Source organism: Pseudomonas sp. LB3P31 (assembly GCF_054897945.1).
This window is the reverse complement of the sequence record NZ_CM142710.1, coordinates 4,585,208-4,609,624: the sequence shown is the minus strand read 5'-3', so window position 1 is coordinate 4,609,624 and position 24,417 is coordinate 4,585,208. Positions and strand designations below refer to the sequence as shown.

At 58.9% G+C, this 24,417-nt stretch carries 25 protein-coding genes and 1 pseudogene; 18 read left to right on the top strand and 8 right to left on the bottom strand.

The features are described from left to right. Positions 1-38 precede the first annotated feature (38 nt). The 7 genes and pseudogenes from ACYZTK_RS20985 (at position 39) to ACYZTK_RS20955 (ending at position 4,474) form a co-directional block, all read left to right on the top strand. The gene (locus tag ACYZTK_RS20985; RefSeq protein WP_462011585.1) at positions 39-608 is read left to right on the top strand and encodes an Rnf-Nqr domain containing protein; all 570 of its coding nucleotides are present in this window, start codon (positions 39-41) and stop codon (positions 606-608) included. Beyond that, a pseudogene (rsxB, locus tag ACYZTK_RS20980) lies at positions 605-1,414 on the top strand (electron transport complex subunit RsxB); the annotation flags it as partial. The gene ACYZTK_RS20985 and the pseudogene rsxB, both read left to right, overlap by 4 nt. Positions 1,415-1,424: 10 nt before the next feature. After that, a complete protein-coding gene (locus ACYZTK_RS20975; RefSeq protein WP_462011584.1) occupies positions 1,425-2,417 on the top strand; it encodes an RnfABCDGE type electron transport complex subunit D in 993 nt (330 codons plus the stop codon). Beyond that, complete coding sequence (locus ACYZTK_RS20970; protein WP_462011583.1) at positions 2,414-3,022, top strand: RnfABCDGE type electron transport complex subunit G; 609 nt, start codon at positions 2,414-2,416, stop codon at positions 3,020-3,022. Before ACYZTK_RS20975 ends, ACYZTK_RS20970 begins: the two co-directional genes overlap by 4 nt. Positions 3,023-3,048: 26 nt before the next feature. Then, positions 3,049-3,525 (top strand): Rnf-Nqr domain containing protein, encoded by a 477-nt coding sequence (locus ACYZTK_RS20965; RefSeq protein ID WP_462014944.1) that lies wholly within the window; start codon positions 3,049-3,051, stop codon positions 3,523-3,525. Between the two features lie 24 nt (positions 3,526-3,549). Further along, entirely contained in the window at positions 3,550-4,188 is a 639-nt protein-coding gene (nth, locus tag ACYZTK_RS20960; protein WP_462011582.1) for an endonuclease III, read from the top strand. 106 nt (positions 4,189-4,294) lie between these two features. Continuing rightward, positions 4,295-4,474 carry a PA3496 family putative envelope integrity protein gene (locus tag ACYZTK_RS20955; protein WP_462011581.1) on the top strand — a complete coding sequence of 60 codons (180 nt, stop codon included), beginning with the start codon at positions 4,295-4,297 and terminating at the stop codon, positions 4,472-4,474. A 63-nt stretch (positions 4,475-4,537) separates the two neighbouring features. Here ACYZTK_RS20955 and ACYZTK_RS20950 read toward each other — a convergent pair whose 3' ends face one another. Beyond that, entirely contained in the window at positions 4,538-5,164 is a 627-nt protein-coding gene (locus ACYZTK_RS20950) for a response regulator (RefSeq protein WP_462011580.1), read from the bottom strand. Between the two features lie 477 nt (positions 5,165-5,641). Between ACYZTK_RS20950 and ACYZTK_RS20945 the strand changes: the two genes are divergently transcribed. After that, entirely contained in the window at positions 5,642-6,286 is a 645-nt protein-coding gene (locus ACYZTK_RS20945; RefSeq protein ID WP_462011579.1) for a hypothetical protein, read from the top strand. A gap of 115 nt (positions 6,287-6,401) precedes the next feature. On the opposite strand, the gene ACYZTK_RS20940 is transcribed toward ACYZTK_RS20945, so the two are convergent. Continuing rightward, positions 6,402-7,619, bottom strand: a complete 1,218-nt coding sequence (locus ACYZTK_RS20940; RefSeq protein ID WP_007898502.1) for an argininosuccinate synthase — start codon at positions 7,617-7,619, stop codon at positions 6,402-6,404. A 129-nt stretch (positions 7,620-7,748) separates the two neighbouring features. Beyond that, positions 7,749-8,666, bottom strand: coding sequence for a flagellar protein MotY (locus ACYZTK_RS20935; protein WP_462011578.1), 918 nt, complete (start codon positions 8,664-8,666; stop codon positions 7,749-7,751). Between the two features lie 159 nt (positions 8,667-8,825). Here ACYZTK_RS20935 and pyrC point away from each other — a divergent pair, with 159 nt between their 5' ends. Next, positions 8,826-9,872 carry a dihydroorotase gene (pyrC, locus tag ACYZTK_RS20930; protein WP_462011577.1) on the top strand — a complete coding sequence of 349 codons (1,047 nt, stop codon included), beginning with the start codon at positions 8,826-8,828 and terminating at the stop codon, positions 9,870-9,872. Continuing rightward, the gene (gene rnt, locus ACYZTK_RS20925; protein ID WP_426205984.1) at positions 9,869-10,543 is read left to right on the top strand and encodes a ribonuclease T; all 675 of its coding nucleotides are present in this window, start codon (positions 9,869-9,871) and stop codon (positions 10,541-10,543) included. Before pyrC ends, rnt begins: the two co-directional genes overlap by 4 nt. 187 nt (positions 10,544-10,730) lie before the next feature. Here the strand turns inward: rnt and ACYZTK_RS20920 are convergent, their stop codons facing one another. Continuing rightward, a complete protein-coding gene (locus ACYZTK_RS20920) occupies positions 10,731-11,333 on the bottom strand; it encodes a peroxiredoxin C (protein ID WP_462011576.1) in 603 nt (200 codons plus the stop codon). Positions 11,334-11,635: 302 nt separating this feature from the next. Here ACYZTK_RS20920 and ACYZTK_RS20915 point away from each other — a divergent pair, with 302 nt between their 5' ends. Further along, positions 11,636-11,854 carry a bacterioferritin-associated ferredoxin gene (locus ACYZTK_RS20915; RefSeq protein ID WP_462011575.1) on the top strand — a complete coding sequence of 73 codons (219 nt, stop codon included), beginning with the start codon at positions 11,636-11,638 and terminating at the stop codon, positions 11,852-11,854. 199 nt (positions 11,855-12,053) lie between these two features. Further along, the gene (gene bfr, locus ACYZTK_RS20910) at positions 12,054-12,527 is read left to right on the top strand and encodes a bacterioferritin (protein ID WP_462011574.1); all 474 of its coding nucleotides are present in this window, start codon (positions 12,054-12,056) and stop codon (positions 12,525-12,527) included. 211 nt (positions 12,528-12,738) lie between these two features. On the opposite strand, the gene grxD is transcribed toward bfr, so the two are convergent. The 3 genes from grxD to ACYZTK_RS20895 all read right to left on the bottom strand — a co-directional run bounded on the left by grxD (position 12,739) and on the right by ACYZTK_RS20895 (position 15,711). Then, positions 12,739-13,080, bottom strand: coding sequence for a Grx4 family monothiol glutaredoxin (gene grxD, locus ACYZTK_RS20905; protein ID WP_462011573.1), 342 nt, complete (start codon positions 13,078-13,080; stop codon positions 12,739-12,741). Between the two features lie 97 nt (positions 13,081-13,177). Continuing rightward, positions 13,178-15,286, bottom strand: coding sequence for a molybdopterin oxidoreductase family protein (locus ACYZTK_RS20900; protein WP_462011572.1), 2,109 nt, complete (start codon positions 15,284-15,286; stop codon positions 13,178-13,180). 134 nt (positions 15,287-15,420) lie between these two features. Beyond that, a complete protein-coding gene (locus ACYZTK_RS20895) occupies positions 15,421-15,711 on the bottom strand; it encodes a hypothetical protein (protein ID WP_462011571.1) in 291 nt (96 codons plus the stop codon). A 407-nt stretch (positions 15,712-16,118) separates the two neighbouring features. On the opposite strand from ACYZTK_RS20895, the gene argF reads away from it, so the two are divergent. Both argF and ACYZTK_RS20885 read left to right on the top strand, forming a co-directional pair. Next, positions 16,119-17,039: an ornithine carbamoyltransferase gene (gene argF / locus ACYZTK_RS20890; RefSeq protein WP_462011570.1), complete on the top strand. Its 921-nt coding sequence runs from the start codon at positions 16,119-16,121 to the stop codon at positions 17,037-17,039. Then, positions 17,036-18,145 carry an ABC transporter ATP-binding protein gene (locus ACYZTK_RS20885; RefSeq protein ID WP_462011569.1) on the top strand — a complete coding sequence of 370 codons (1,110 nt, stop codon included), beginning with the start codon at positions 17,036-17,038 and terminating at the stop codon, positions 18,143-18,145. Before argF ends, ACYZTK_RS20885 begins: the two co-directional genes overlap by 4 nt. A gap of 133 nt (positions 18,146-18,278) precedes the next feature. Here ACYZTK_RS20885 and ybaK read toward each other — a convergent pair whose 3' ends face one another. Continuing rightward, positions 18,279-18,749, bottom strand: coding sequence for a Cys-tRNA(Pro) deacylase (gene ybaK / locus ACYZTK_RS20880; protein ID WP_462011568.1), 471 nt, complete (start codon positions 18,747-18,749; stop codon positions 18,279-18,281). Between the two features lie 297 nt (positions 18,750-19,046). Between ybaK and ACYZTK_RS20875 the strand changes: the two genes are divergently transcribed. The 4 genes from ACYZTK_RS20875 (at position 19,047) to glpD (ending at position 24,162) form a co-directional block, all read left to right on the top strand. Beyond that, the gene (locus ACYZTK_RS20875; RefSeq protein WP_462011567.1) at positions 19,047-19,898 is read left to right on the top strand and encodes an MIP/aquaporin family protein; all 852 of its coding nucleotides are present in this window, start codon (positions 19,047-19,049) and stop codon (positions 19,896-19,898) included. 76 nt (positions 19,899-19,974) lie between these two features. Continuing rightward, complete coding sequence (glpK, locus tag ACYZTK_RS20870; RefSeq protein WP_462011565.1) at positions 19,975-21,480, top strand: glycerol kinase GlpK; 1,506 nt, start codon at positions 19,975-19,977, stop codon at positions 21,478-21,480. A gap of 95 nt (positions 21,481-21,575) precedes the next feature. Continuing rightward, positions 21,576-22,331: a DeoR/GlpR family transcriptional regulator gene (locus ACYZTK_RS20865; RefSeq protein ID WP_045058012.1), complete on the top strand. Its 756-nt coding sequence runs from the start codon at positions 21,576-21,578 to the stop codon at positions 22,329-22,331. Between the two features lie 292 nt (positions 22,332-22,623). Then, positions 22,624-24,162, top strand: coding sequence for a glycerol-3-phosphate dehydrogenase (gene glpD / locus ACYZTK_RS20860; RefSeq protein WP_462011564.1), 1,539 nt, complete (start codon positions 22,624-22,626; stop codon positions 24,160-24,162). Positions 24,163-24,417: the final 255 nt, after the last annotated feature.

Below are 24,417 nucleotides of genomic sequence, written 5' to 3'. Positions count from 1 at the left end.
TACGGGGGATTGTCGGCAGGCTGTACTATCGGACGATCATGACCGAGATTATCTTCACGCTTATTAGCGCTGCCCTGATCAACAACCTCGTGTTGCACTGGCCGCTGGGCGTCGATCCGCTGCTGGCCTCGGAACGCGGGCAGGTTCACGCGCTGGGCATTGCGACGACGAGCCTGATGTTGATCGTTGGAGTGTTCGGCTACGTGATCTATCACTGGCTGCTGGTGCCCACCGGGCTGACCGACCTGCGCCTGTTCGTGTTCCTGCCGCTGAACGTTCTGCTGATCGCGCCGTTGTTGAATCTGCTGTCGCGAGTACTGCCCAAGCTACCCTTCGCTGGCCTCTGGCCCCTGCTGCTGGGCAATGCCGGCGTGTTAGGTCTGACGCTGCTCAACGCCCAGAACGATAAAGGCTTACTGCACAGCGCAAGTCTGAGCCTCGGCGCCGGACTTGGTTTCTGGCTGGCACTGAACCTGTTCAGCGACTTGCGCCAACGAACACTGGATAATGATGTCCCCCTGCCCTTTCGCGGCCTGCCGATCGATCTGATCAGCGCCGGACTGATTGCAGTGGCTTTTCTTGGCTTCACCGGACTGATCAAAACATGAGTCTGACTCAACGCATCGACGCCCTGCTGCCGCAGACCCAATGCGGCAAGTGCGGCCATCCAGGATGCAAGCCCTACGCCGAAGGCATTGCCGCGGGCGAGCCGATCAACAAGTGCCCGCCTGGTGGCAGCGAAACCATTGCCGCTCTCGCTGAACTGTTGCGGGTTCCAGTGCTTGAACTGGACATCAGCCGCGGCTCGGCACCGGCGCAAATCGCCTACATCCGGGAAGCGGAATGCATCGGCTGCACCAAGTGCATCCAGGCGTGCCCGGTCGACGCCATCGTCGGCGCGGCAAAATTGATGCATACGGTCATCATCGATGAGTGCACCGGCTGCGACCTCTGCGTAGCGCCCTGCCCGGTTGATTGCATCGAGATGCAACCCCTGTCGCCAGAAACGATCGTGCCGATAGTCGGCGGCCTGGCCAACAGTCTCGAAGAACAACGAGCGCGAGCCACCAAGCGCAATCACGCGCGCCGCCGTTTTGAACAACGCAACGCCCGGCTGCATCGCGAGGAACAACAGCGAATCGCCGAGCGCCAGGCCCGGGCGCAACGCGCGGCGGTGCCAGTCAGCGAGGCCCCGCAAAATCCGATACAGACCGCCCTGGATCGAGTGCGCGCGCAAAAGGCGGCAGGTGCCGACGCGGCCGTGAAAAAGGCCAAGATCGATGTGGCCATGAGCCGCGCGCAACTGAACAAATCACTCAAGGCGTTCGGCCATCCGCCAACCTTCGATCAGCAATCACAGTTAGTCGTGTTGCAGCAGCAGTTCGAGGCTGCCGAGCAGGCCCTGGCGAAACTGGTGGATACCCATGCCACCGCTTGAAACGACTGACCAGCGCCTGCAGCAGGCCATGAAGCTGGTACTGCTGGCCAGCGTGCCTGGCATGGTGGTGATGTTCTGGTTCTACGGTTGGGGCGTGCTGATCAACCTGATCCTGGCGGGCACTACTGCGCTGGCAGTTGAAGCGCTGGTGCTGCGATTGCGCAAGCGTGCGCTGCGGCCGACCCTGCAAGACGGCAGCGCGCTGGTAACGGCGACCTTGCTGGCGCTGACCCTGCCGCCCTATTGCCCGTGGTGGGTCACGCTCAGCGCGGCCCTCTGCTCGATGCTGTTCGGCAAGCACTTGTACGGCGGAGTCGGCAGCAATCCGTTCAACCCGGCGATGCTCGGTTTCGCCCTGGTGATGGTGTGCTTCCCCCAGCAACTTACCCATTGGCCCTCCTCCCATGGCATGGACCTGTTGAGCGCAGCGCAGCATGTTTTCAGTTTCGGCCAGGATCAGGCGCCCGATGCCTGGGCACAAGCCACCGCACTGGACAGTCTGCGTATCAACAAAAGCCTGACCATGGAAGAGCTGTTCGCCAGCAATCCGGCGTTCGGCCGCTACGGCGGACATGGCGTGGAGTGGGTCAACCTGGCCTTCCTCGCCGGGGGCGCCTTCCTGTTGCAGCGCCGGGTGTTCAGCTGGCATGCACCGGTCGCAATGCTTGGGAGCCTATTCGTCATCAGCCTGTTGTGCTGGAACGGCTCGGGCTCCGATTCCAATGGCTCGCCGCTGTTTCACCTGCTCACTGGCGCGAGCATGCTGGGTGCATTTTTCATCACCACCGAACCAGTGTCCGGGCCCCGGACACCTGGGGCGCGCCTGCTGTTCGGCGCGGGCGTGGGGCTGCTGACCTATTTGATCCGCACCTGGGGTGGTTATCCCGATGGGCTGGCGTTTGCCGTGCTGCTGATGAATCTTTGTGTGCCGGCACTCGAACGACTCGTGGCGTCCAGGCAGCAGAGTCTTGCACCATGAACCGCACGACCCGCGCTGCGACCCTGATCCTGCTTGCGGCCCTGGGCGTCGGTATCACCTGGTTTGTCCAGCAGGCCACTGCACCGCGTATCGCCGAGCAGCAGCGCATGCTAGACAGTCGTAACCTGCTCGATATGCTGGCGACTGACAGCTACGACAATCAGCCCCTGGAGCAACCGCTGCCCCTGGTCGACGTGAAGTTGGCCCACAGCACCCTGCTCGGCGGTTACCGCGCGACCCGAGCCGGGCAGGTCAGCGCCCTGTTGCTGCGCAGCCAGACCCTGGGGTATGCGGGCAGCATCGACTTGATGATCGCCATCGCACCCGACGGCAGGCTGTTGGGCGTCAAGACGCTCAAACATGCGGAAACTCCAGGGCTCGGCGCCCACGTCGCCGACTGGCCAGTGGGCTGGCTGCAGGTTTTCACCGGAAAGTCGCGAACCGACCCCGTCGACACGGGATGGGCGCTGAAAAAGGATCAGGGGCAGTTCGACCAGATTGCCGGTGCGACCATCACCTCACGGGCAGCGATCAATGCCATCCACGATGCATTGCGCTATTTCGACGAACATCGGCAGGCACTGATCGGAGGTGGCGGCCCGTGAACACGTCATTTTTGCTGAATGCCCTGATGCTGACGCCGTTGATCGGCGCCACGCAATCGTGGATGTCTGCGCTGGGCGTGTGGCTGATGTTCATCCTGGTCAGCAGCGCATTCGGCTTGGCCATGGCTGCACTGCGCTCCCGACTGCTACCTGCCGGCCGACTGCTCGCTGGAGTGCTGCTGGCGGCGACGCTGACCAGTTGCCTGCAACTCGCCATGCAAGCGCTGGCCCTGCACTGGCACCAGCAGCTTGGACTGTATTCAGGGCTGATTGCCTTGCAATGCGTTGTGCTGGAACACAGTGGGTTTTACCAGCGCCCATGGCATGAGCGCCTGCGCCAATGCGCGATATTCGGCCTGTTGATGGTGGGCCTCGGTCTGCTGCGCGAACTGCTGGGCGACAGCGGACTGCGCCTGGCCACACTGGCCCCGGGCGGCTTCATAGTGCTCGGGCTGCTGATCGCTGCCTGGCAAGCCCGCCCCCGCCCCACCTCATCCAATTGACCCCTGCGAGGACACGCCCTGCTCATGAATGCCGCAAAACGTCTGGAAATTTTCCGCAGGCTGCACGAAGACAATCCGGAGCCAAAAACCGAGCTCGCCTACTCCTCGGCGTTTGAACTGCTGATCGCGGTGATTCTCTCGGCGCAGTCGACCGATGTGGGTGTAAACAAGGCGACCGCCAGACTTTACCCGGTAGCCAATACCCCGGCGGCGATCCATGCGCTGGGCGTGGAAGGTTTGTCGGAATACATCAAGACCATCGGCCTGTTTAACAGCAAGGCGAAGAACGTGATCGAGACCTGCCGGCTGCTGGTGGAACGCCATGGCGGTGAGGTACCACAAACTCGCGAAGAACTTGAAGCACTACCCGGCGTAGGTCGCAAGACGGCGAATGTGGTGCTCAACACCGCGTTTCGTCAGCTGACCATGGCCGTTGACACCCACATCTTCCGGGTCAGCAACCGCACTGGCATCGCTCCAGGCAAAAATGTGGTTGAGGTCGAGGCCAAGCTGATGAAGTTCGTGCCCAAGCAATACCTGCTCGATTCCCACCACTGGCTGATCCTCCACGGACGCTATGTGTGCCTGGCCCGCAAACCCCGATGCGGCAGCTGTCGCATCGAAGACTTGTGCGAATACAAGCTCAAGACTTCGGACGATTGAGTCACTATTAGGTTTTCTCATTGATCGATTGAAAAAATCTTTTTTACCCGCTGGGAGATTATCGATATAAGAGGCGCCAAAGGCATCTTTAGCCTGGAGTTAACCTATGAGCACTGGCAAAGAGCAATTGGACGTCGAAGACGATTTTACTCCCGTGGAGGTTGAGGACGCGGAACCGGTAGTTGAAGTGGCAAAAACCAACCTGAGCAAGCGCCGCACCATCGATAACCTGCTGGAGGAGCGCCGACTGCAGAAGCAATTGGCCGATTACGATTTTGACCTATGAAACCTGAAAGCCTCCCGAAACGGAGGCTTTTTTCTTTGCCTGAGACATTCATGATTACCGCGATCACACCAGACCATTACGCTGAGCCAGTTCGATCAGGTCGACCAGTGAGCGAGCATTGAGCTTGAGCAGCAAGCGGGTTTTGTAAGTGCTGACAGTCTTGTTGCTGAGGAACATGCCGTCGGCAATTTCCTTGTTGGTTTTACCTTTCGCCAATTGTTGTAACACCATCATTTCGCGCCCCGACAGGCGGTCGACCATATCCGCTTCACTGGCATTGCCCAGGCTGGAGCGTACGGTATGCAGCGCCTGGTTGGGAAAGTAACTGTAGCCTGATAATACTGCCTTGATCGCACTTAACAATTCTGTGAGATCCTGTTGTTTACATACATACCCAGCAGCGCCCGACTGCATGCAACGCATGGAAAAATGCCCCGGCACTTGCGAAGTCAATATCAGTACTTTCATTGGCATTGAAGTTGAGGTCAGGCGCGCAATGACCTCCAGCCCGTCTAACTTCGGGATCCCGATATCCAGAATGACAATATCCGGCATATGCTCACGGGCAAGTTGCAATGCGTCGACGCCATTATCTGTTTCAGCAACGACTTCGTAGCAATGACGCTCCATCAGCATACGCACCGCAAGACGAATGACGGGGTGATCATCCACGATCAGCACTTTATTCATGGGTAAGTCCAATTTTCGCTGTTCGAATTTTTAGAGCAAGCACAATAGCCTAGTCGTTTCACCCATGGCATGGTGCGCCGCCCGCACACCCTCACCAAGAGACATACCCTACAAAACATAAGGAAAATTCCTACAAAAAATCCTTGATCTGATCGAACCTGAATGATGACCCATACGGTCAAAATCCGTTTTTTCCGGATTTTTTGTATCGGAATGCGAGGCAGGCAGTTTTTAACAATTCCAGATATTGACGTCTGATTCAAACTTTCAAAAAACCATCAACAATTGGCCTCCCCTTAGCGCCGGCGACACTATCCGTGTAACTGCGAGCAATAATTCCCGACAAAAACTTCAATCAACCCACGCAAAAACCGGGCATATTGACCCTAACAGCACTTCAGCACTTAATCACCTTTCCAACTCATTAAAAGTCAAACAACCTACTGAGTAAAAGCACCATCAAAACGAGTAAAAACCATGAACAAACTCAAGCAGCGAATAACCAACCCCATGTCAATTATTGCCATATTCGCGACACTGTCTGAAGCTTCGGCGGCTGTGTCTCTGCCGTTTCTCGATGACGAAGATCGGGAGATATACGTGTGGTTCCTGATCAGCTTTCCGTTTTACTTGTTGTTCCTGTTCTTTGCGACATTGAACTTCAACTATCGATCGCTCTACGCGCCCTCTGACTTCAAGTCTGATGAACACTTCATGCAACTCACCGGCGATGAACGTCCGGAACCCCTGCCTCCCAATGTGGAGCCAGCCCCCCATGGATCAACGTCAGGGCTGGCAGAACGCTTCGTGCGCTTGTCCGAGAGGATCAAGGACCTGTACGTGGTCGACATGCGCGCTGACAACTGCAAGGCCGAGATCCGCTCCCGACTCAAGGACATTCAACAGCTTCAGGGTAAACGCGCGTATCTGATCTTCTGCATCACGTCGAAGGCATCGCAAGCGTTGCTGAGCAAATGCGCAATGGTGAAACCCACTAAAAAATACGGCAGCTCCATGAACTGCATATCATTCAATCAGAGTTCAAACGAGGTGATGGTGTTGGCGCAACCCTCCCTGCCGAACGAAGAGACGAGTGACGTTGAACACCCAGCAGAAAAATGAGGTGCGCAGGCCTTGGACGCACGCAACCAGAGCACCACGCCGGCAGTCTGCAGAATTCACTACAAAAAAAAGGCCTTGTCGATGACAAGGCCTTTTTTACACGGGCTTAAAGGGCTCAGAACAGCTTGCGGCCCTTGTTCGCGGCAATGCGCATGCGCAACGCGTTGAGCTTGATAAAGCCAGCTGCGTCCGCCTGGTTATAGGCACCGCCGTCTTCTTCGAACGTCGCGATATTGGCATCGAACAACGATTCGTCGGACTTGCGACCGGTGACGATCACGTTGCCCTTGTACAGCTTCAGGCGCACAACGCCATTCACGTGGGCCTGGGATGCGTCGATCATCTGTTGCAGCATCAGACGCTCAGGGCTCCACCAGTAACCGGTGTAGATCAGGCTGGCGTACTTGGGCATCAACTCGTCCTTGAGGTGAGCCACTTCGCGGTCCAGGGTGATCGATTCGATCGCCCGGTGAGCGCGCAGCATGATGGTGCCGCCTGGGGTCTCGTAGCAGCCACGGGACTTCATGCCCACGTAACGGTTCTCGACGATGTCCAGACGACCGATGCCGTGTTCGCCACCGATACGGTTCAGGGTCGCCAGCACGGTGGCCGGGGTCATTTCGACGCCGTCCAGTGCGACGATATCGCCGTTGCGGTAGGTCAGTTCCAGGTACTGCGCCTTGTCTGGAGCCTTCTCCGGGGAGACGGTCCATTTCCACATGTCTTCTTCGTGCTCGGTCCAGGTGTCTTCCAGCACGCCGCCTTCATAGGAGATGTGCAGCAGGTTGGCATCCATCGAGTACGGGGATTTTTTCTTGCCGTGACGCTCGATCGGGATATTGTGCTTTTCAGCGTAATCCATCAGCTTTTCACGGGACAGCAGGTCCCACTCGCGCCACGGAGCGATGACTTTCACGCCCGGTTTCAAGGCGTAAGCGCCCAGCTCGAAACGGACCTGGTCATTGCCCTTGCCAGTGGCGCCATGGGAAATAGCGTCAGCGCCGGTTTCATTGGCGATTTCGATCAGGCGCTTGGCGATCAACGGACGAGCGATGGAAGTACCCAGCAGGTACTCACCTTCGTAAACGGTGTTGGCGCGGAACATCGGGAAAACGAAATCGCGCACGAATTCTTCGCGCAAGTCGTCGATGTAGATCTCTTTGACGCCCATGGCCTGAGCCTTGGCGCGTGCAGGTTCGACCTCTTCGCCCTGACCCAGGTCGGCGGTGAAAGTCACCACTTCGCAGTTATAAGTATCCTGCAGCCACTTGAGGATCACCGAAGTGTCCAGGCCGCCGGAATACGCCAGAACGACCTTGTTTACGTCCGCCATGCCATCACTCCACGGGGTTCTACGGAAAGGCGACGAGTCTACCGGTCATGCGCGTTAATTTACAGAGGCGCGACAGCTTATGACGACGAAGCGACAGATTGTGTCGAGAGCGCGACGATGACCGGTCAGTCAGGAAGTTGTTGGCGCCGTACCGGGTGCGCTGATCTGAGGTGCGACTTGAGGAGCGGCCTGGCCCGGCGCCACACGCTCCAGGCGCACCGCAACGCGGCGGTTTTTCGCGCGGTTGGCGGCACTGCTGTTAGGCGCCACTGGATAACGTTCGCCGTGGAAACGCAGAGTCACCTGGGATTCGAGGATGCCATTGACCTTGAAGAATTCCATCACCGCCAACGCTCGGCGACGCGACAGGTCACGGTTGGTCAGGCGGTTACCGCTGTTGTCGGAGTGGCCATCCAGTTCGATGTGATTAACCGTCGGATCAGCCTTCATGTAGTCCAGCATCACCTGCAACTGCGCCTTGGCCCGGGCGTCGAGGTCCATGCCTTCTCCGGGGAAACCGATTTGCGACTGCCTGATCTGCTCGAAGTTTTTCGGTAGCAACTTGGCCACGCAGCCCTGGTAGTCGTTGAACGCCTGGCTGAACTTGACGGGCAACAGCCGCACTTCCGAAATCCGTCCGTCCCCTGACGCATGTCGGATGACTGGACTGCGGCCGTCGAGCAAACCACTGATCAGGCGTCCGGCCTGCACCTGGGACGTATTGAACAGCACGTTGCCACTGCCGATGCGCACTGACCCCAGGTCGATGTCGCCTCGTCCCGGCTGCCAGGGCGCGGCGGCGGCCAGCAGGGTCGCGGAACCTCCGCCCAGCATCGCGTTGAAGGCTGTCAGGCGGAACGTCGCCTGCTCGCCAGCGCGACGGACGAATTCGCCCGAGCCGAAGTCAGTGATCGGCTGGGCAAGGCGGCATTCGAACTTGTCACCTTCGACCGTCCACTCGATGCTCTCCAGGCGGGTCTGGAAAGTGAGCGCCATCGCCGGGACGCTGGCAAACACACTGAGCAAGGCTAAATAACGCTGGCGCACGGGAGGCTCCACTGGCTTCTACAACTGAAAGACCGACACAGACTTGTTTACGGCATACCTGTTGGATATCGGAAGGTTGTCGCAAAACTTGATAGCGAGTGCCTGGAAGAGTCTTTTCCGGTAGCATTCCCCTCAGTTTGACCCGCCTGGAATCCCCTCATGTCCGACCGCCTGACCCTGCTGCGTCCCGACGACTGGCATATTCATCTTCGCGATGGTGCCGTGTTGACCAATACCGTCGCGGATGTCGCGCGCACCTTTGGCCGCGCCATCATCATGCCCAACCTGGTACCTCCGGTGCGTAACGCTGCTGAAGCCGATGGCTATCGCCAGCGGATTCTCGCCGCGCGCCCAGCCGGCAGCCAGTTCGAACCGCTGATGGTGCTGTACCTGACCGACCGCACCCAGCCTGAAGAAATCCGCGAGGCCAAGGCCAGCGGATTTGTCCACGCCGCCAAGCTGTATCCGGCCGGCGCGACCACCAACTCGGATTCTGGCGTCACCAGCATCGACAAGATCTTTCCTGCGATCGAGGCCATGGCCGAAGTCGGGATGCCCTTGCTGATCCACGGTGAAGTCACCCGTGGTGATGTCGACGTATTCGATCGCGAGAAAATCTTCATCGATGAGCACATGCGTCGAGTGGTCGAGCGTTTTCCGACCCTCAAGGTCGTGTTCGAACACATCACCACCGCTGACGCCGTACAGTTCGTCAACGAGGCTTCGGCCAACGTCGGCGCGACCATCACCGCGCATCACCTGCTGTACAACCGCAACCACATGCTGGTGGGCGGGATTCGGCCGCACTTCTACTGTCTGCCGATCCTCAAGCGCAATACGCACCAGGAAGCCTTGCTCGACGCCGCCACCAGCGGCAGCCAGAAGTTCTTCCTCGGTACCGATTCCGCGCCCCATGCCCAGCATGCCAAGGAAGCCGCGTGCGGCTGTGCCGGTTGCTACACCGCTTATGCAGCGATCGAGATGTACGCCGAAGCGTTCGAACACCGCAACGCGCTGGACCAGCTCGAAGCCTTCGCCAGTCTTAATGGCCCACGGTTCTACGGCCTGCCGGCGAATACCGATCGCATCACCCTGGTCCGCGAAGAGTGGACCGCCCCAACCAGCCTGCCATTTGGCGAGCTGACCGTTATCCCGCTGCGCGCCGGTGAAAAACTGCGCTGGCGCCTGCTGGAGGAACACGCGTGAGTGAAGACCATTTCGACGACGAACAGGAAGGTCAAGGTGGCGGCGGTTCGCGTCACCCGATGGCTGCTCGCTTCCGTGGGTACCTGCCAGTTGTTGTCGACGTTGAAACCGGTGGTTTCAACTGTGCCACTGACGCGCTGCTGGAAATCGCCGCCACGACGATTGCCATGGACGAAAAAGGCTTTGTATACCCGGACCACACCTACTTCTTTCGTGTAGAGCCTTTCGAAGGCGCGAACATCGAAGCGGCAGCATTGGAGTTCACCGGAATCAAGCTTGATCACCCGCTACGCATGGCAGTGAGTGAAGAAACCGCACTGACCGATATTTTTCGCGGCATCCGCAAGGCCCTGAAGGCCAACGGTTGCAAGCGGGCGATCCTGGTCGGTCACAACAGCAGTTTCGACCTGGGCTTCCTCAATGCGGCCGTTGCGCGGCTGGACATGAAACGTAACCCGTTTCATCCGTTCTCCAGCTTCGACACCGCGACCCTCGCCGGTCTCGCCTACGGTCAGACCGTACTGGCCAAGGCCTGCCAGGCAGCCGACATCGACTTCGACGGTCGCGAGGCGCACTCGGCTCGTTATGACACCGAGAAGACTGCCGAGCTGTTCTGCGGCATCGTCAATCGCTGGAAACAGATGGGCGGCTGGGAAGACTTCAACGACTGACTGTCGGATCGCTGTTGTGGGAGCAAAGCTTGCTCGCGATGGACGCCAACGATAACGCTGGCGGCCTGACACCCAGCGGCGCGCTCGAATCCATCGCGAGCAGGCTCGCTCCTACAGTGATAGGCGTTCATCCTGCCCATAAAAAAACCGGCCTCAGCGGCCGGTTTTTTTGTGCCTCGAATGCGACTTACAAAGCAGCAGCATTCTCGGTCAGGTAGGCAGCAACGCCTTCAGTCGAAGCAGTCATGCCCTTGTCGCCTTTTTTCCAGTTGGCAGGGCAGACTTCGCCGTGCTCTTCGTGGAATTGCAGAGCGTCGACCAGACGGATCAGCTCTTCCATGTTACGGCCCAGCGGCAGGTCGTTGATGATCTGCGAACGGACAACGCCTTTGTCGTCGATCAGGAACGCGCCACGGAAAGCCACGCCGCCTTCGGACTCAACGTCGTAGGCCTTGGCGATTTCGTGCTTCATGTCAGCAGCCATGGTGTAGCGAACCTGGCCGATACCGCCATTGTTCACCGGGGTGTTGCGCCATGCGTTGTGGGTGAAGTGCGAGTCGATCGACACCGCGATCACTTCAACGTTGCGGTTCTTGAAATCGGACATGCGGTTGTCCAGAGCGATCAGCTCGGATGGGCAAACGAAAGTGAAGTCCAGTGGGTAGAAGAACACCAGGCCGTATTTGCCTTTGATGGCCGACGACAGGGTGAAGCTGTCTACGATCTCGCCATTGCCGAGTACGGCCGGTACGGTGAAGTCAGGGGCTTGTTTGCCTACGAGTACGCTCATTGATATCTCCTGGTGTAGAAACGTGAAGTTTCGGGTCGGTGCCAGCCTGCCACCTTCAGGCGACAGCCCTGTGACACGAACCCGCTTCATAAGGACCGGCCATCATACACGGGGTTTTTCGCCTGTCCTCAATGGATTTCCCCGGCGCGGTAAAATATCGTGGCCGATGATTTCCTTAGCGCTAACCGTTCGTCAGTGACAGGCGCTTATAACAAGAAGCTTTCCGAAAGCACTTTGACAATCATTCTCGTTAACATTAAGATCCATCGCAATTGAGTCACAACCAGCGACGGTTCTCACTTATGTATGTCTGCCTCTGCACTGGCGTCACCGACGGTCAAATCCGCGATGCAATTTTTGAAGGTTGCTGCAGCTACAAGGAAGTCCGTCAGGCTACCGGCGTAGCCAGCCAATGCGGTAAATGCGCCTGCCTTGCCAAGGAAGTGGTGCGTGAAACCCTGACCAAGCTGCAAACCGCCCAGGCGGCCATTCCCTTCCCGGTAGAATTTACTGCCGCGTAAATACCCTATTTCAAACGACCGGACTTCATGTCCGGTTTTTTTATGCCCGCAAATCAATCGCTTAGACGCTAGACGCGGAACACAAACATTCTTATTCCGATTAATTTTCACTTAACTTTCAATAACTTAGGTTTGACACTCTTAGTTGTGCGGCTCAAACTCTGCGTTATAGACAGTTAATACAGGGCAGGACCCCATCATGAAAGGCGACATTACAGTCATCCAGCATCTCAACAAGATCCTTGCCAATGAGCTGGTCGCGATCAATCAATACTTCCTGCATGCGCGCATGTACGAAGATTGGGGCCTGAACAAGCTCGGCAAGCACGAGTACAAAGAATCCATCGACGAGATGAAGCATGCGGACAAGCTGATCAAACGCATTTTGTTCCTTGAGGGCCTGCCGAACGTCCAGGACCTGGGCAAGCTGCAGATCGGTGAGCACACCCGGGAAATGCTCGAGTGCGACCTGCGCATCGAACGCACCGGGCATGCCGACCTCAAGGTGGCGATTGCTCACTGCGAGACTGTTGGCGACTTTGGCAGCCGTGAACTGCTTGAAGATATTCTGGAGTCGGAAGAAGAGCATATCGACTGGCTGGAAACTCAGTTGGGCCTGATCGACAAGGTAGGTCTTGAGAACTATCTGCAGTCGCAGATGGGCGAAGAGTAAGAACTGTGTAAGAGCTGGGTAGGAGCTGAGTAGGAGCTGTCGAGTGCAACGAGGCTGCGATCTTGCCGATGGCAGTGGCGACATCGACATAACTTATCAAGCGCAATAAAAAGCCCCGTTCCTCTTTCGAGGAGCGGGGCTTTTTAGTTGCTGAAGATCAAAAGATCGCAGCCTCGTTGCACTCGACAGCTCCTACAGGGGAGCCAATCGTTTAGGCTTCGGTCTTGGTCGCAGCAGCCGCTTCAACAGCCGACTTGATGGTGGTCTGCAACGAACCGTCAGCAGCCATCTCGGTCATGATGTCGCTACCGCCGACCAGCTCACCACCGACCCACAATTGCGGGAAGGTCGGCCAGTTGGCGTATTTTGGCAGGTTGGCGCGGATTTCCGGGTTCTGCAGGATGTCCACGTAAGCGAACTTTTCACCACACGCCATCACGGCCTGCGCGGCTTTAGCAGAGAAGCCACACTGCGGGGCATTCGGCGAACCTTTCATGTAAAGCAGAATGGTGTTGTTGGCAATCTGCTCTTTAATCGTTTCGATGATATCCATGGAGCACCTCGGCTGAACTTTCCGACTCAAGGGTCGGCACGGTGGCGCATTGTAACGGAAACCCGAGCGCCATGCTCGGTCTCCCCGACAGACTCGCTCAAGCCGCCGCCACCGTTACAGGCACTCCATTCAACGCAGCATTTCCCGAGAGTTCGTCGAGCTGACACTCATCGGTCAGGTCATTGGCACTCGACCCCGGTTGGCCACTGGCGATTGTCATCTGCACGCCCGGCCGGGCATGCCCCCAGCCGTGAGGCAGGCTGACCACGCCTTGCATCATGTCCAGACTTGCCACCACCTCTACTTCAATTACACCCACCCGCGAACTGACCCGCACCCGCTGCCCATCGGTGAGCCCGCGCTTGTCCAGATCCTCCGGGTGCATGAGTAATTGATGGCGCGGCTTGCCCTTCACCAGCCTGTGATAGTTGTGCATCCAGGAATTGTTGCTGCGCACATGCCGACGGCCAATCATCAATAATTCATCGGCGGCTGGTGCCTGCAGCGCAGCGAAGCGAGTCAGGTCAGCGAGGATCACTGCTGGCGCGGCCTGGATGCGCTTATTGGCGGTCTTTAAACGAGGCGCGAGATTGGGTTTCAACGCCCCCAGGTCGACTCCGTGAGGGTGATCGAACAAGGTCGCCACGGACAACTTGTGTTCGGAAGCGTCGCCATAGGCGCCCATGCGCAGACCGCGGTCGATCATCTGTGCAGGCGCAATGGTTGGCTTGAGATCCTTGCCGGTCCTGGCGGCAAACGCCTGGGCCAGGCCGACGAAAATCTCCCAGTCATGCAGCGCACCTTCGGGCTTGGCAAGGATCGCCCGGTTGAAGCGGCTGACATTGCGTACCGCGAACAGGTTGAAGGTGGTGTCGTAGTGATCGTTTTCCAGGGCCGAGGTTGACGGCAGGATCAGGTCGGCATAACGCGTGGTTTCGTTGATATACAGGTCGACGCTGACCATGAACTCCAGACCGTCCAGCGCCTGCTCCAGTTGCCGGCCGTTAGGCGTGGACAGCACTGGATTGCCCGCCACGGTAATCAACGCCCGAACCTGCCCTTCGCCTTCGGTGAGCATCTCTTCGGCCAGCGCCGAAACCGGCAGCTCGCCGGCATACTCCGGCCGCCCGGACACGCGGCTCTGCCACAGATTGAAGTGTCCGCCGGAGGTCGATGCCACGAGGTCCACCGCCGGTTCGGTGCACAGCGCGCCCCCTACCCGATCAAGGTTGCCGGTGACGAGGTTGATCAACTGCACCAGCCAATGGCACAACGTGCCAAACGCCTGGGTCGAGACCCCCATGCGTCCGTAGCAGACGGCCGTCGGCGCGCCTGCGAAATCCCGCGCCAGCTGGCGGATGGATTCGGCGGGCACCGCGCACAGCGGGCTCATTGTTTCGGCATTAAATGGCGCAACTGCGGCGCGCACTTCGTCCAGGCCATCCACCGGCAGATGACTGCCTTGGGCCAGGCCTTCAGCGAACAGGGTATTGAGCAGGCCGAACAGCAGCGCCGCATCGCCCCCGGGACGCACGAACAGGTGCTGGTCGGCCATGGCCGCCGTTTCACTGCGACGCGGATCGACCACCACCACTTTGCCGCCCCGGGCCTGAATCGCCTTCAGGCGCTTTTCCACATCAGGTACGGTCATGATGCTGCCATTGGAGGCCAGCGGGTTGCCGCCGAGGATCAGCATGAAGTCGGTGTGATCGATGTCCGGGATCGGCAGCAACAGGCCGTGGCCGTACATCAAGTGACTGGTCAGGTGATGGGGCAACTGGTCGACCGAGGTCGCGGAAAACCGGTTGCGGGTTTTCAGCAGGCCGAGGAAATAGTTGCTGTGGGTCATCAGCCCGTAGTTGTGCACGCTGGGATTGCCCTGATAGACCGCCACAGAATTCTGCCCGTGGCGCTCCTGAATCGTCGCCAGGCGCTCGGCGACCAGACTGAAGGCCGCTTCCCACTCGATCGGCTGCCATTCGCTGCCCACTCGCAGCATCGGTTGATGCAGGCGATCCGGATCGTTCTGGATGTCCTGCAAGGCCACCGCCTTGGGGCAGATGTGCCCGCGACTGAACGTATCCTGGGCATCACCCTTGATCGAGGTGATCTGCACCCCGGCGCCTTCGACTTCAGTGGTTTCGATGGTCAGGCCGCAGATGGCCTCGCACAGGTGGCACGCACGGTGGTGGAGAGTCTTGGTCATGGCCAGTCTCTATTTTGTTCTGGGCGGGCAATCGCGGCCGCGGGAACAAAACTATGGCGCTTGCCCCGCTAGCGCGCCAGCGACGTTCGTCTTGTGAATCGGCCGCCATCAGGCCAGCCGATGCACCCACAGAATCAGTCAGGTGGCAGCCTGGGCGGGAGCTGCAGCTGGATTTCCTGGACGGTCTCGATCTGTTCTTGGGCGACGTGCACACCGGTGAGTTCGCCGATCAGGCGCCAGTGTTCGTCCAGACCGCTGCTGATCGTGGCCATGCGGTCGATCATGCGCCGGCCGGCGGCTTTGGTGACTTCGTCGTTGCTGCGCATCAGTTCGAAAGACATCGAAGTCATGGAAGCGGTGAGGTGCGTGAGGGAGCGGGCCGTGAGGCCGAGCAGTTCCATGAGTTGCTGTTCTTTCGATTCCATTCCGAATGGCTTCCTGCGTCGTTCGTAATTTAGTTATAACCCAGCAGCTTGTATTAGCAAATCTTTCAGACCAGCCGCAGGGGCTTTGCTTGCAGCGGATGAGAGGTCAGAAATCGACCCGCCCTGCCCGGTATGATTGCAAAGCCCCGGGGCCGCAGTGTACAAATGGTGCGCTGCTGTCAGGAACCAGGCTTCAAAGCGCTACTGCGGTTATCCCATGCGGTGATCCCGTAGCCCCTCCGAATCCCCTAAACACCGTAGCCCTATTGGTAAGACGCGACATTTAATTATAAGATCGCGCCTTCCCCCATTTCGTCGCCCCGTGCGGCTTACGCCGCAGGTCTCGCCCGTTTTTCAGTTAAACAAGGCTTTGAGTATCTGCGGTCTGTTGCAAAAGGTAGTCAATGATGAGCGCAAGGCACTTTCTCTCCCTGATGGATTGCACGCCCGAAGAGCTGGTCAGCGTGATCCGTCGAGGCGTTGAGCTCAAGGACCTGCGTAACCGCGGAGTACTGTTCGAGCCTCTGAAAAACCGCGTGCTCGGAATGATTTTCGAGAAGTCCTCGACGCGCACCCGTATCTCGTTCGAAGCCGGCATGATCCAGCTCGGCGGCCAGGCAATCTTCCTGTCGCCGCGTGATACCCAACTGGGTCGCGGCGAACCGATCAGCGATTGCGCGATCGTCATGTCGAGCATGCTCGATGCGGTGATGATCCGTACCTTCGCCCACAGCACCCTGACCGAATTCGCCGCCAACTCCCGGGTACCGGTAATCAACGGCCTGTCCGATGATCTGCATCCGTGCCAGTTGCTGGCCGATATGCAGACCTTCCTCGAACATCGTGGCTCGATCCAGGGCAAGACCGTGGCCTGGATCGGCGACGGCAACAACATGTGCAACAGCTATATAGAAGCGGCGGTCCAGTTCGACTTCCAGTTGCGTGTTGCCTGCCCGGAAGGTTACGAGCCCAATCCGCAGTTCGTGGCCAAGGCCGGCGATCGCGTGACTATCGTCCGTGACCCCAAAGACGCCGTACGCGGTGCGCACCTGGTGAGCACCGACGTCTGGACCTCCATGGGCCAGGAAGAGGAAACCGCCAAGCGCCTCAAGCTGTTCGCGCCTTTCCAGGTCAACCGCGCGCTACTGGACCTGGCCGCAGAAGACGTGCTGTTCATGCACTGCCTGCCGGCCCACCGTGGCGAAGAAATCAGCCTGGATCTGCTCGATGACCCACGCTCCGTCGCCTGGGATCAGGCAGAAAACCGGCTGCACGCCCAGAAGGCTCTGCTCGAATTCCTCGTCCCGCCTTCGTACCACCACGCATGAGCCAGCCATTACTGCTTAACCTGCGCAACCTCGCCTGCGGCTATCAAGACCAGCGAGTCGTACAAAATCTCAACCTGCATCTGAATGCCGGTGACATTGGCTGCCTGCTGGGCTCTTCGGGCTGTGGCAAGACCACCACCCTGCGCGCCATCGCGGGTTTCGAACCGGTGCACGAAGGCGAGATTACCCTCGCCGGCGAGACCCTCTCCAGCGCGGGCTTCACCCTCGCGCCGGAGAAACGCCGGATTGGCATGGTGTTTCAGGACTACGCCCTGTTTCCGCATTTGAGCGTCGCCGAGAACATCGCTTTCGGGATCCGTAAACATCCGCAGAAGGATCGCGTGACTGAAGAGCTGCTCGAACTGGTGAACCTGAAAAACCTCGGCAAGCGCTTCCCTCATGAGTTGTCCGGAGGCCAGCAGCAGCGCGTCGCTCTGGCCCGCGCACTGGCACCGGAACCGCAGTTGCTGTTGCTCGACGAGCCCTTTTCCAACCTCGACGGCGAACTGCGGCGCAAGCTTAGCCATGAAGTGCGCGACATTCTCAAGGCCCGCGGGACCAGTGCGATCCTGGTGACCCACGACCAGGAAGAAGCCTTCGCGGTGAGCGATCATGTCGGGGTGTTCAAGGAGGGTCGTCTGGAGCAGTGGGACACGCCTTACAACCTGTATCACGAACCGTTGACACCTTATGTCGCCAGCTTCATCGGCCAGGGTTACTTCATTCGCGGCCGACTGGACAGCCCTGAGTCGGTGCAGACCGAGCTGGGTGAACTGCGCGGCAATCGGGCTTATACCTGGCCGGTTGGCAGTGCGGTGGACGTGTTGTTACGTCCGGACGATATCGTTTATGCGCCGGACAGCGGCTTGAAAGCGCGGATTGTAGGCAAGACGTTCCTCGGGGCTTCGACTCTTTACCGGTTGCAGTTGCCGACGGGTGCGCAGCTGGAGTCGATTTTTCCGAGTCATGCGGATCACCTGGTCGGTGCCGAGGTCGGCATTCGAGTCGCGGCAGAGCATCTGGTGCTGTTTCAGGCATCCGGGAGCACAGCGGCGCAGATCCCGGCAACGGAGACCGGGGTTCGACGGTACAGCACGGCTAGCTGAGCCATGCACATAACACCTGTGGGAGCGGGCTTGCTCGCGAAGGCGGTGTGTCAGGTACTAATGAACCGACTGACACTCCGCTTTCGCGAGCAAGCCCGCTCCCACATTGGGTTTGTGTGAATTCAGTTATAAGTCACACCCGCCCGATATCGGCAAACTTGCCCTGGGTATGCTCCGCCAATAGCGCCGGAGCCAGCTCCACTTCCAGCCCCCTGCGGCCCGCGCTGACGAAAATGCTCGCGAACGCTTGAGCCGAGCCGTCGATAAAAGTTCGCAGACGCTTCTTCTGCCCCAATGGGCTGATTCCCCCCAGCAGGTACCCGGTCGAGCGCTGCGCCGCAGCCGGATCCGCCATCTCAACCTTCTTCACCCCAGCCGCCTGCGCCAAGCCTTTCAAGTCGAGACTTCCGACGACCGGCACCACCGCCACCAGCAGCTCGCCTTTCTCACTGGCCGCCAGCAATGTCTTGAACACCTGCGCCGGATCAAGCCCGAGCTTCTCCGCTGCTTCCAAACCGTAGGAAGCAGCCTTGGGATCATGTTCGTAACTGTGCACGCGATGTTCGGCTCGAACTTTTTTCAACAAATCCAATGCAGGGGTCATGACAGCTCCAGACAGGGGGCGGCAGTAGAAATCCTCTAGCGGATTCTAGGCCATCGCCCCGCAAAAGGCTCTATTGCGCCCCTGTTTCAGGGGACCAGCGCGGCATTTTACCGCTCGTCCACATTCAACTCGCGCGGTGAACAATAGGATCATTCACCTGACTAATAGTTGAATTGTGACTGATGGTTCACTTTCGACCTTTGACAGCAGCGTTTCTTGTCTATATTTTTTCGAATACGAATAGCATACGAACAGTCCTACGCAGCCCCCCAGACAAAAACAACAACGAGGTTTTTCATGACTACTGCTTTACAACAACCGCCGCTCTCGAGCCAGTGCATGGCCGAGTTCCTGGGGACTGCCCTGCTTATCTTTTTCGGCACCGGTTGTGTTGCTGCGCTCAAGGTTGCGGGCGCCAGCTTTGGCCTGTGGGAAATCAGCATCATCTGGGGGGTCGGCGTAAGCATGGCGATCTATATGACCGCTGGGGTTTCCGGGGCACATCTGAATCCCGCCGTGAGCATCGCGCTGTGCATCTTCACCGACTTTGAAAAGCGCAAATTGCCCTTCTACATCCTGGCCCAGGTGGCCGGCGCCTTCTGCGGAGCCTTGTTGGTCTACACGCTCTACAGCAATCTGTTCTTCGATTACGAACAAACCCACCAGATCGTGCGCGGCACTCAAGCCAGCCTGGAATTGGCCTCGGTATTCTCCACCTTCCCGCACCCGGCCCTGTCCACGGCCCAGGCGTTCCTGGTTGAAGTGATCATCACCGCAATTCTGATGGGCGTGATCATGTCCCTGACCGATGACAACAACGGACTGCCCAAGGGCCCACTGGCTCCCCTGCTGATCGGCCTGCTGATTGCCGTGATTGGCAGTTCGATGGGCCCGCTGACCGGCTTTGCGATGAACCCGGCCCGTGACTTCGGTCCAAAACTGATGACTTTCTTCGCCGGTTGGGGTGAAATTTCCCTCACTGGCGGGCGTGATATCCCCTACTTTCTGATTCCGATCTTTGCACCGATTGTCGGTGCCTGCCTCGGCGCCGCCGCGTATCGCGGGCTGATTGCCCGTCATCTGCCCAGCGCCGCGCCCGACACCACGCAAGCAGCACCGGCCATTGACGGCAAAACACGCACTTCTTGATACCGTAGGTGCGTGATCCTGCCAATCTGGTCTCGCGCCCGACCTCACTCCCTTATTTCCGTCCAAGGCAATCGACATGACCGACATTCAGAATAAGAACTACATCATTGCCCTTGATCAGGGTACGACCAGCTCGCGCGCGATCATTTTCGACCGTGATGCGAACGTGGTCTGCACCGCCCAGCGCGAATTCGTCCAGCATTATCCGCAAGCCGGTTGGGTCGAACATGACCCGATGGAAATTTTCGCCACCCAGAGCGCCGTGATGGTCGAGGCCCTGGCGCAAGCCGGCCTGCATCACGACCAGGTGGCCGCCATCGGCATCACCAACCAGCGCGAAACCACTGTGGTCTGGGACAAGACCACCGGACGCCCGATCTACAACGCGATCGTCTGGCAGTGCCGCCGCAGCACCGAGATCTGTCAGCAGCTCAAGCGCGACGGTCACGAGCAATACATCAGCGACACCACTGGCTTGGTCACCGACCCGTACTTCTCCGGCACCAAGCTCAAGTGGATCCTCGACAATGTCGAAGGCAGTCGTGAGCGTGCACGCAACGGTGAATTGCTTTTTGGTACCGTCGACAGCTGGCTGATCTGGAAATTTACCGGCGGCAAAGTGCACGTCACCGATTACACCAACGCCTCGCGCACCATGCTCTTCAACATCCACACCCTGGAGTGGGACGCGAAGATGCTGGAGGTGCTGGATATCCCGCGCGAAATGCTGCCGCAAGTTAAGTCGTCCTCAGAGATTTACGGCCACACCAAAAGCGGCATTGCCATCGGCGGTATCGCCGGTGACCAGCAGGCCGCCCTGTTCGGCCAGATGTGCGTGGAGCCGGGCCAGGCGAAAAACACCTACGGCACCGGCTGCTTCCTGCTGATGAACACCGGCGACAAGGCGGTGAAATCCCAGCACGGCATGTTGACGACGATCGCCTGCGGCCCGCGCGGTGAAGTCGCGTATGCCCTGGAAGGCGCCGTGTTCAACGGGGGCTCGACCGTGCAATGGTTGCGGGATGAACTGAAAATCATCAACGACGCCCACGACACCGAGTACTTCGCCAGCAAGGTCAAGGACAGCAATGGGGTGTATCTGGTCCCGGCCTTTACCGGCCTGGGTGCCCCGTACTGGGACCCATATGCCCGCGGCGCGCTGTTTGGCCTGACTCGCGGAGTGCGCGTGGATCACATCATCCGTGCTGCACTGGAATCGATTGCCTATCAGACCCGCGACGTACTGGATGCCATGCAGCAGGACTCCGGTGAACGCCTCAAAGCCCTGCGAGTGGACGGCGGTGCTGTAGCGAACAACTTCCTGATGCAGTTCCAGGCCGACATCCTCGGCACCCAGGTGGAGCGTCCGCAAATGCGCGAAACCACGGCACTCGGTGCTGCCTACCTGGCTGGCCTGGCGTGCGGCTTCTGGGGCAGCCTCGACGAGTTGCGCGGCAAGGCGGTGATCGAGCGCGAATTCGAGCCGACGCTGGATGAAACTGCCAAAGAAAAACTCTACGCCGGCTGGAAAAAAGCCGTGAGTCGTACCCGCGATTGGGAACCCCATGAAGGCGATGAATAAGCCGAGCTAGAGATCCGTATCGGTATGTAACTGGTCGGGAGCAGATTCCTGCGGCATCATGGGCAAATTTTGCCCGGCAGCCCAAAGGAAGCCCCATGAATCTGCCTCCCCGTCAGCAGCAAATCCTCGAACTGGTTCGCGAACGCGGCTACGTGAGTATCGAGGAAATGGCTACGCTGTTCGTCGTCACACCGCAGACCATTCGCCGCGACATCAATCAGCTCGCGGAAGCCAATTTATTGCGACGCTACCATGGCGGCGCAGCCTACGATTCCAGTGTCGAAAACACCGCCTACGCCATGCGCGCCGACCAGATGCGCGATGAGAAACAGCGTATTGGCGAAGCCATCGCCGCACAAATTCCCGACCACGCCTCGCTGTTCATCAACATCGGCACCACCACCGAGTCGATTGCCCGGGCGCTGCTCAACCACAGCCACTTGAAAATCATCACCAACAACCTGCACGTCGCCTCGATGCTCAGTGCCAAGGACGATTTCGACGTCCTGCTGACCGGTGGCAACGTGCGCCGTGACGGCGGGGTAGTCGGCCAGGCCAGTGTCGACTTCATCAACCAGTTCAAGGTCGACTTTGCCTTGGTCGGGATCAGTGGCATTGATGAAGATGGCAGCTTGCTGGACTTCGATTATCAGGAAGTGCGGGTATCCCAGGCGATCATCGCCAATGCCCGGCAAGTGATCCTTGCCGCGGACTCAAGCAAATTCGGGCGCAACGCCATGATTCGCCTGGGGCCGATCAGCCTGATCGATTGCCTGGTGACCGATCAGCCTCCGGTGCCGGCGCTGGCGCAGTTGTTGAGTCAGCACAAGATTCGGTTGGAGGTGGTTTAATCCGCTTCATCTTCTGTGTTTGTATCGACGCCATCGCGAGCAGGCTCACTCCTACAGGGGTTGCGCTGAACCGGTAGGAGTGAGCCTGCTCGCGATGGCGATCTTCCCGACAGAGCTACCATCGCGCTCCTGCACGCACCTGAATGTTCGAAAATTTTCCTTTCCCCGCCTTTCGATCAGTATTTTCAATCGAAGTTGACTGGCTGTGCGCGTCTTTATGGGCTACCATTTTCGCAAATGAACATTAATGTTCGAATTCAAATATAGATAATCAAAAGCCCGAGGCCAGCCGATGCCCACTTCCACCTTGCCTACGCCCCCACTCTCCGAGGTCTACGATGTTGCCGTTATCGGTGGCGGGATCAATGGCGTGGGGATCGCAGCGGACGCTGCCGGCCGCGGCCTGTCGGTGTTCCTTTGCGAAAAGGACGACCTGGCCAGCCACACCTCCTCGGCCAGCAGCAAGCTGATCCACGGCGGCCTGCGCTACCTCGAACATTATGAATTCCGTCTGGTGCGCGAAGCTCTCGCCGAGCGCGAAGTGTTGCTGGCCAAGGCGCCGCACATCGTCAAGCAGATGCGTTTCGTCCTGCCCCACCGCCCGCACCTGCGCCCGGCGTGGATGATCCGCACCGGCCTGTTCCTGTACGACAACCTCGGCAAACGAGAAAAACTTGAAGGTTCGAAAAGCCTCAAATTCGGCCCTGACAGCCCGCTGAAAAGTGAAATCACCAAGGGTTTCGAATATTCCGACTGCTGGGTCGACGACGCTCGCCTGGTGGTACTGAACGCCATGGCCGCCCGGGAGAAAGGCGCCCACGTGCATACCCAGACCCGTTGCGTCAGCGCTCGCCGTACCAAGGGCTTGTGGCACCTGCATCTGGAACGCGCCGATGGCAGCCTGTTTTCGATTCGCGCCAAGGCCCTGGTGAATGCTGCTGGCCCTTGGGTCGCCAAGTTCATTCGCGACGACTTGAAGATGGAATCGCCATACGGCATTCGTTTGATTCAGGGCAGCCACCTGATCGTGCCGAAGCTCTACGAAGGCGAACACGCGCACATCCTGCAAAACGAAGACCAGCGCATCGTGTTCACCATCCCGTACCTGAACCACTTCACCCTGATCGGCACCACCGACCGTGAATACACCGGTGACCCGGCGCAAGTCGCCATCACCGAAGGTGAAACCGATTACCTGCTCAAGGTGGTCAACGCGCACTTCAAGAAGCAGGTCAGCCGCGACGACATCCTGCACAGCTACTCGGGTGTCCGCCCGCTATGCAATGACGAATCCGATAACCCGTCGGCGGTCACCCGCGACTACACCCTCGCGCTATCGGGCACCGGTGAAGAGGCGCCGTTGCTGTCGGTATTCGGCGGCAAGCTGACCACTTACCGCAAACTGGCCGAGTCGGCGCTGGCGCAGTTGACGCCGTACTTCACGCACATCAAGCCAAGCTGGACCGCCAGCGCGACCTTACCCGGCGGCGAAGACATGAGCACCCCGCAGGCCCTGTGCGCGTTGATCCGCGACAGGTTCGACTGGGTACCCACAGAAATCGCCCGCCGCTGGTCCACCACCTACGGCAGCCGCACCTGGCGCATGCTGGAAGGCGTGCGCGACCTGAGCGACCTGGGTGATCACATCGGCGGCGGTCTCTATACCCGCGAAGTGGATTACCTGTGCAGTGAAGAGTGGGCGACCACTGCGCACGACATCCTGTGGCGCCGCAGCAAGCTGGGGTTGTTCACTACGCCCGCGGAGCAGCAGAAGCTGGCGGATTACCTGAGCAAGGTTGAGCAGAATCGCAGCAAGATCGAAGCGGCCTGATCGGCAGGCTGGGTTCAAACAAAGCCCCTGAATCGCAAGATTCGGGGGCTTTTTACATTCTCCCATCCGCAACAAATCCCCTGTAGGAGTGAGCCTGCTCGCGATGGCGGTGTGCCAGGCAACCACAGTGGTGAATGTTGTGGCCTCATCGCGAGCAGGCTCACTCCTACAGGGGACAGTGTTGCAAATCAGGATTGCATTCGGTTTTCCGAACGCGACCCGGCGCTCTATTCGGTTAACCGGATCATTCGTGCT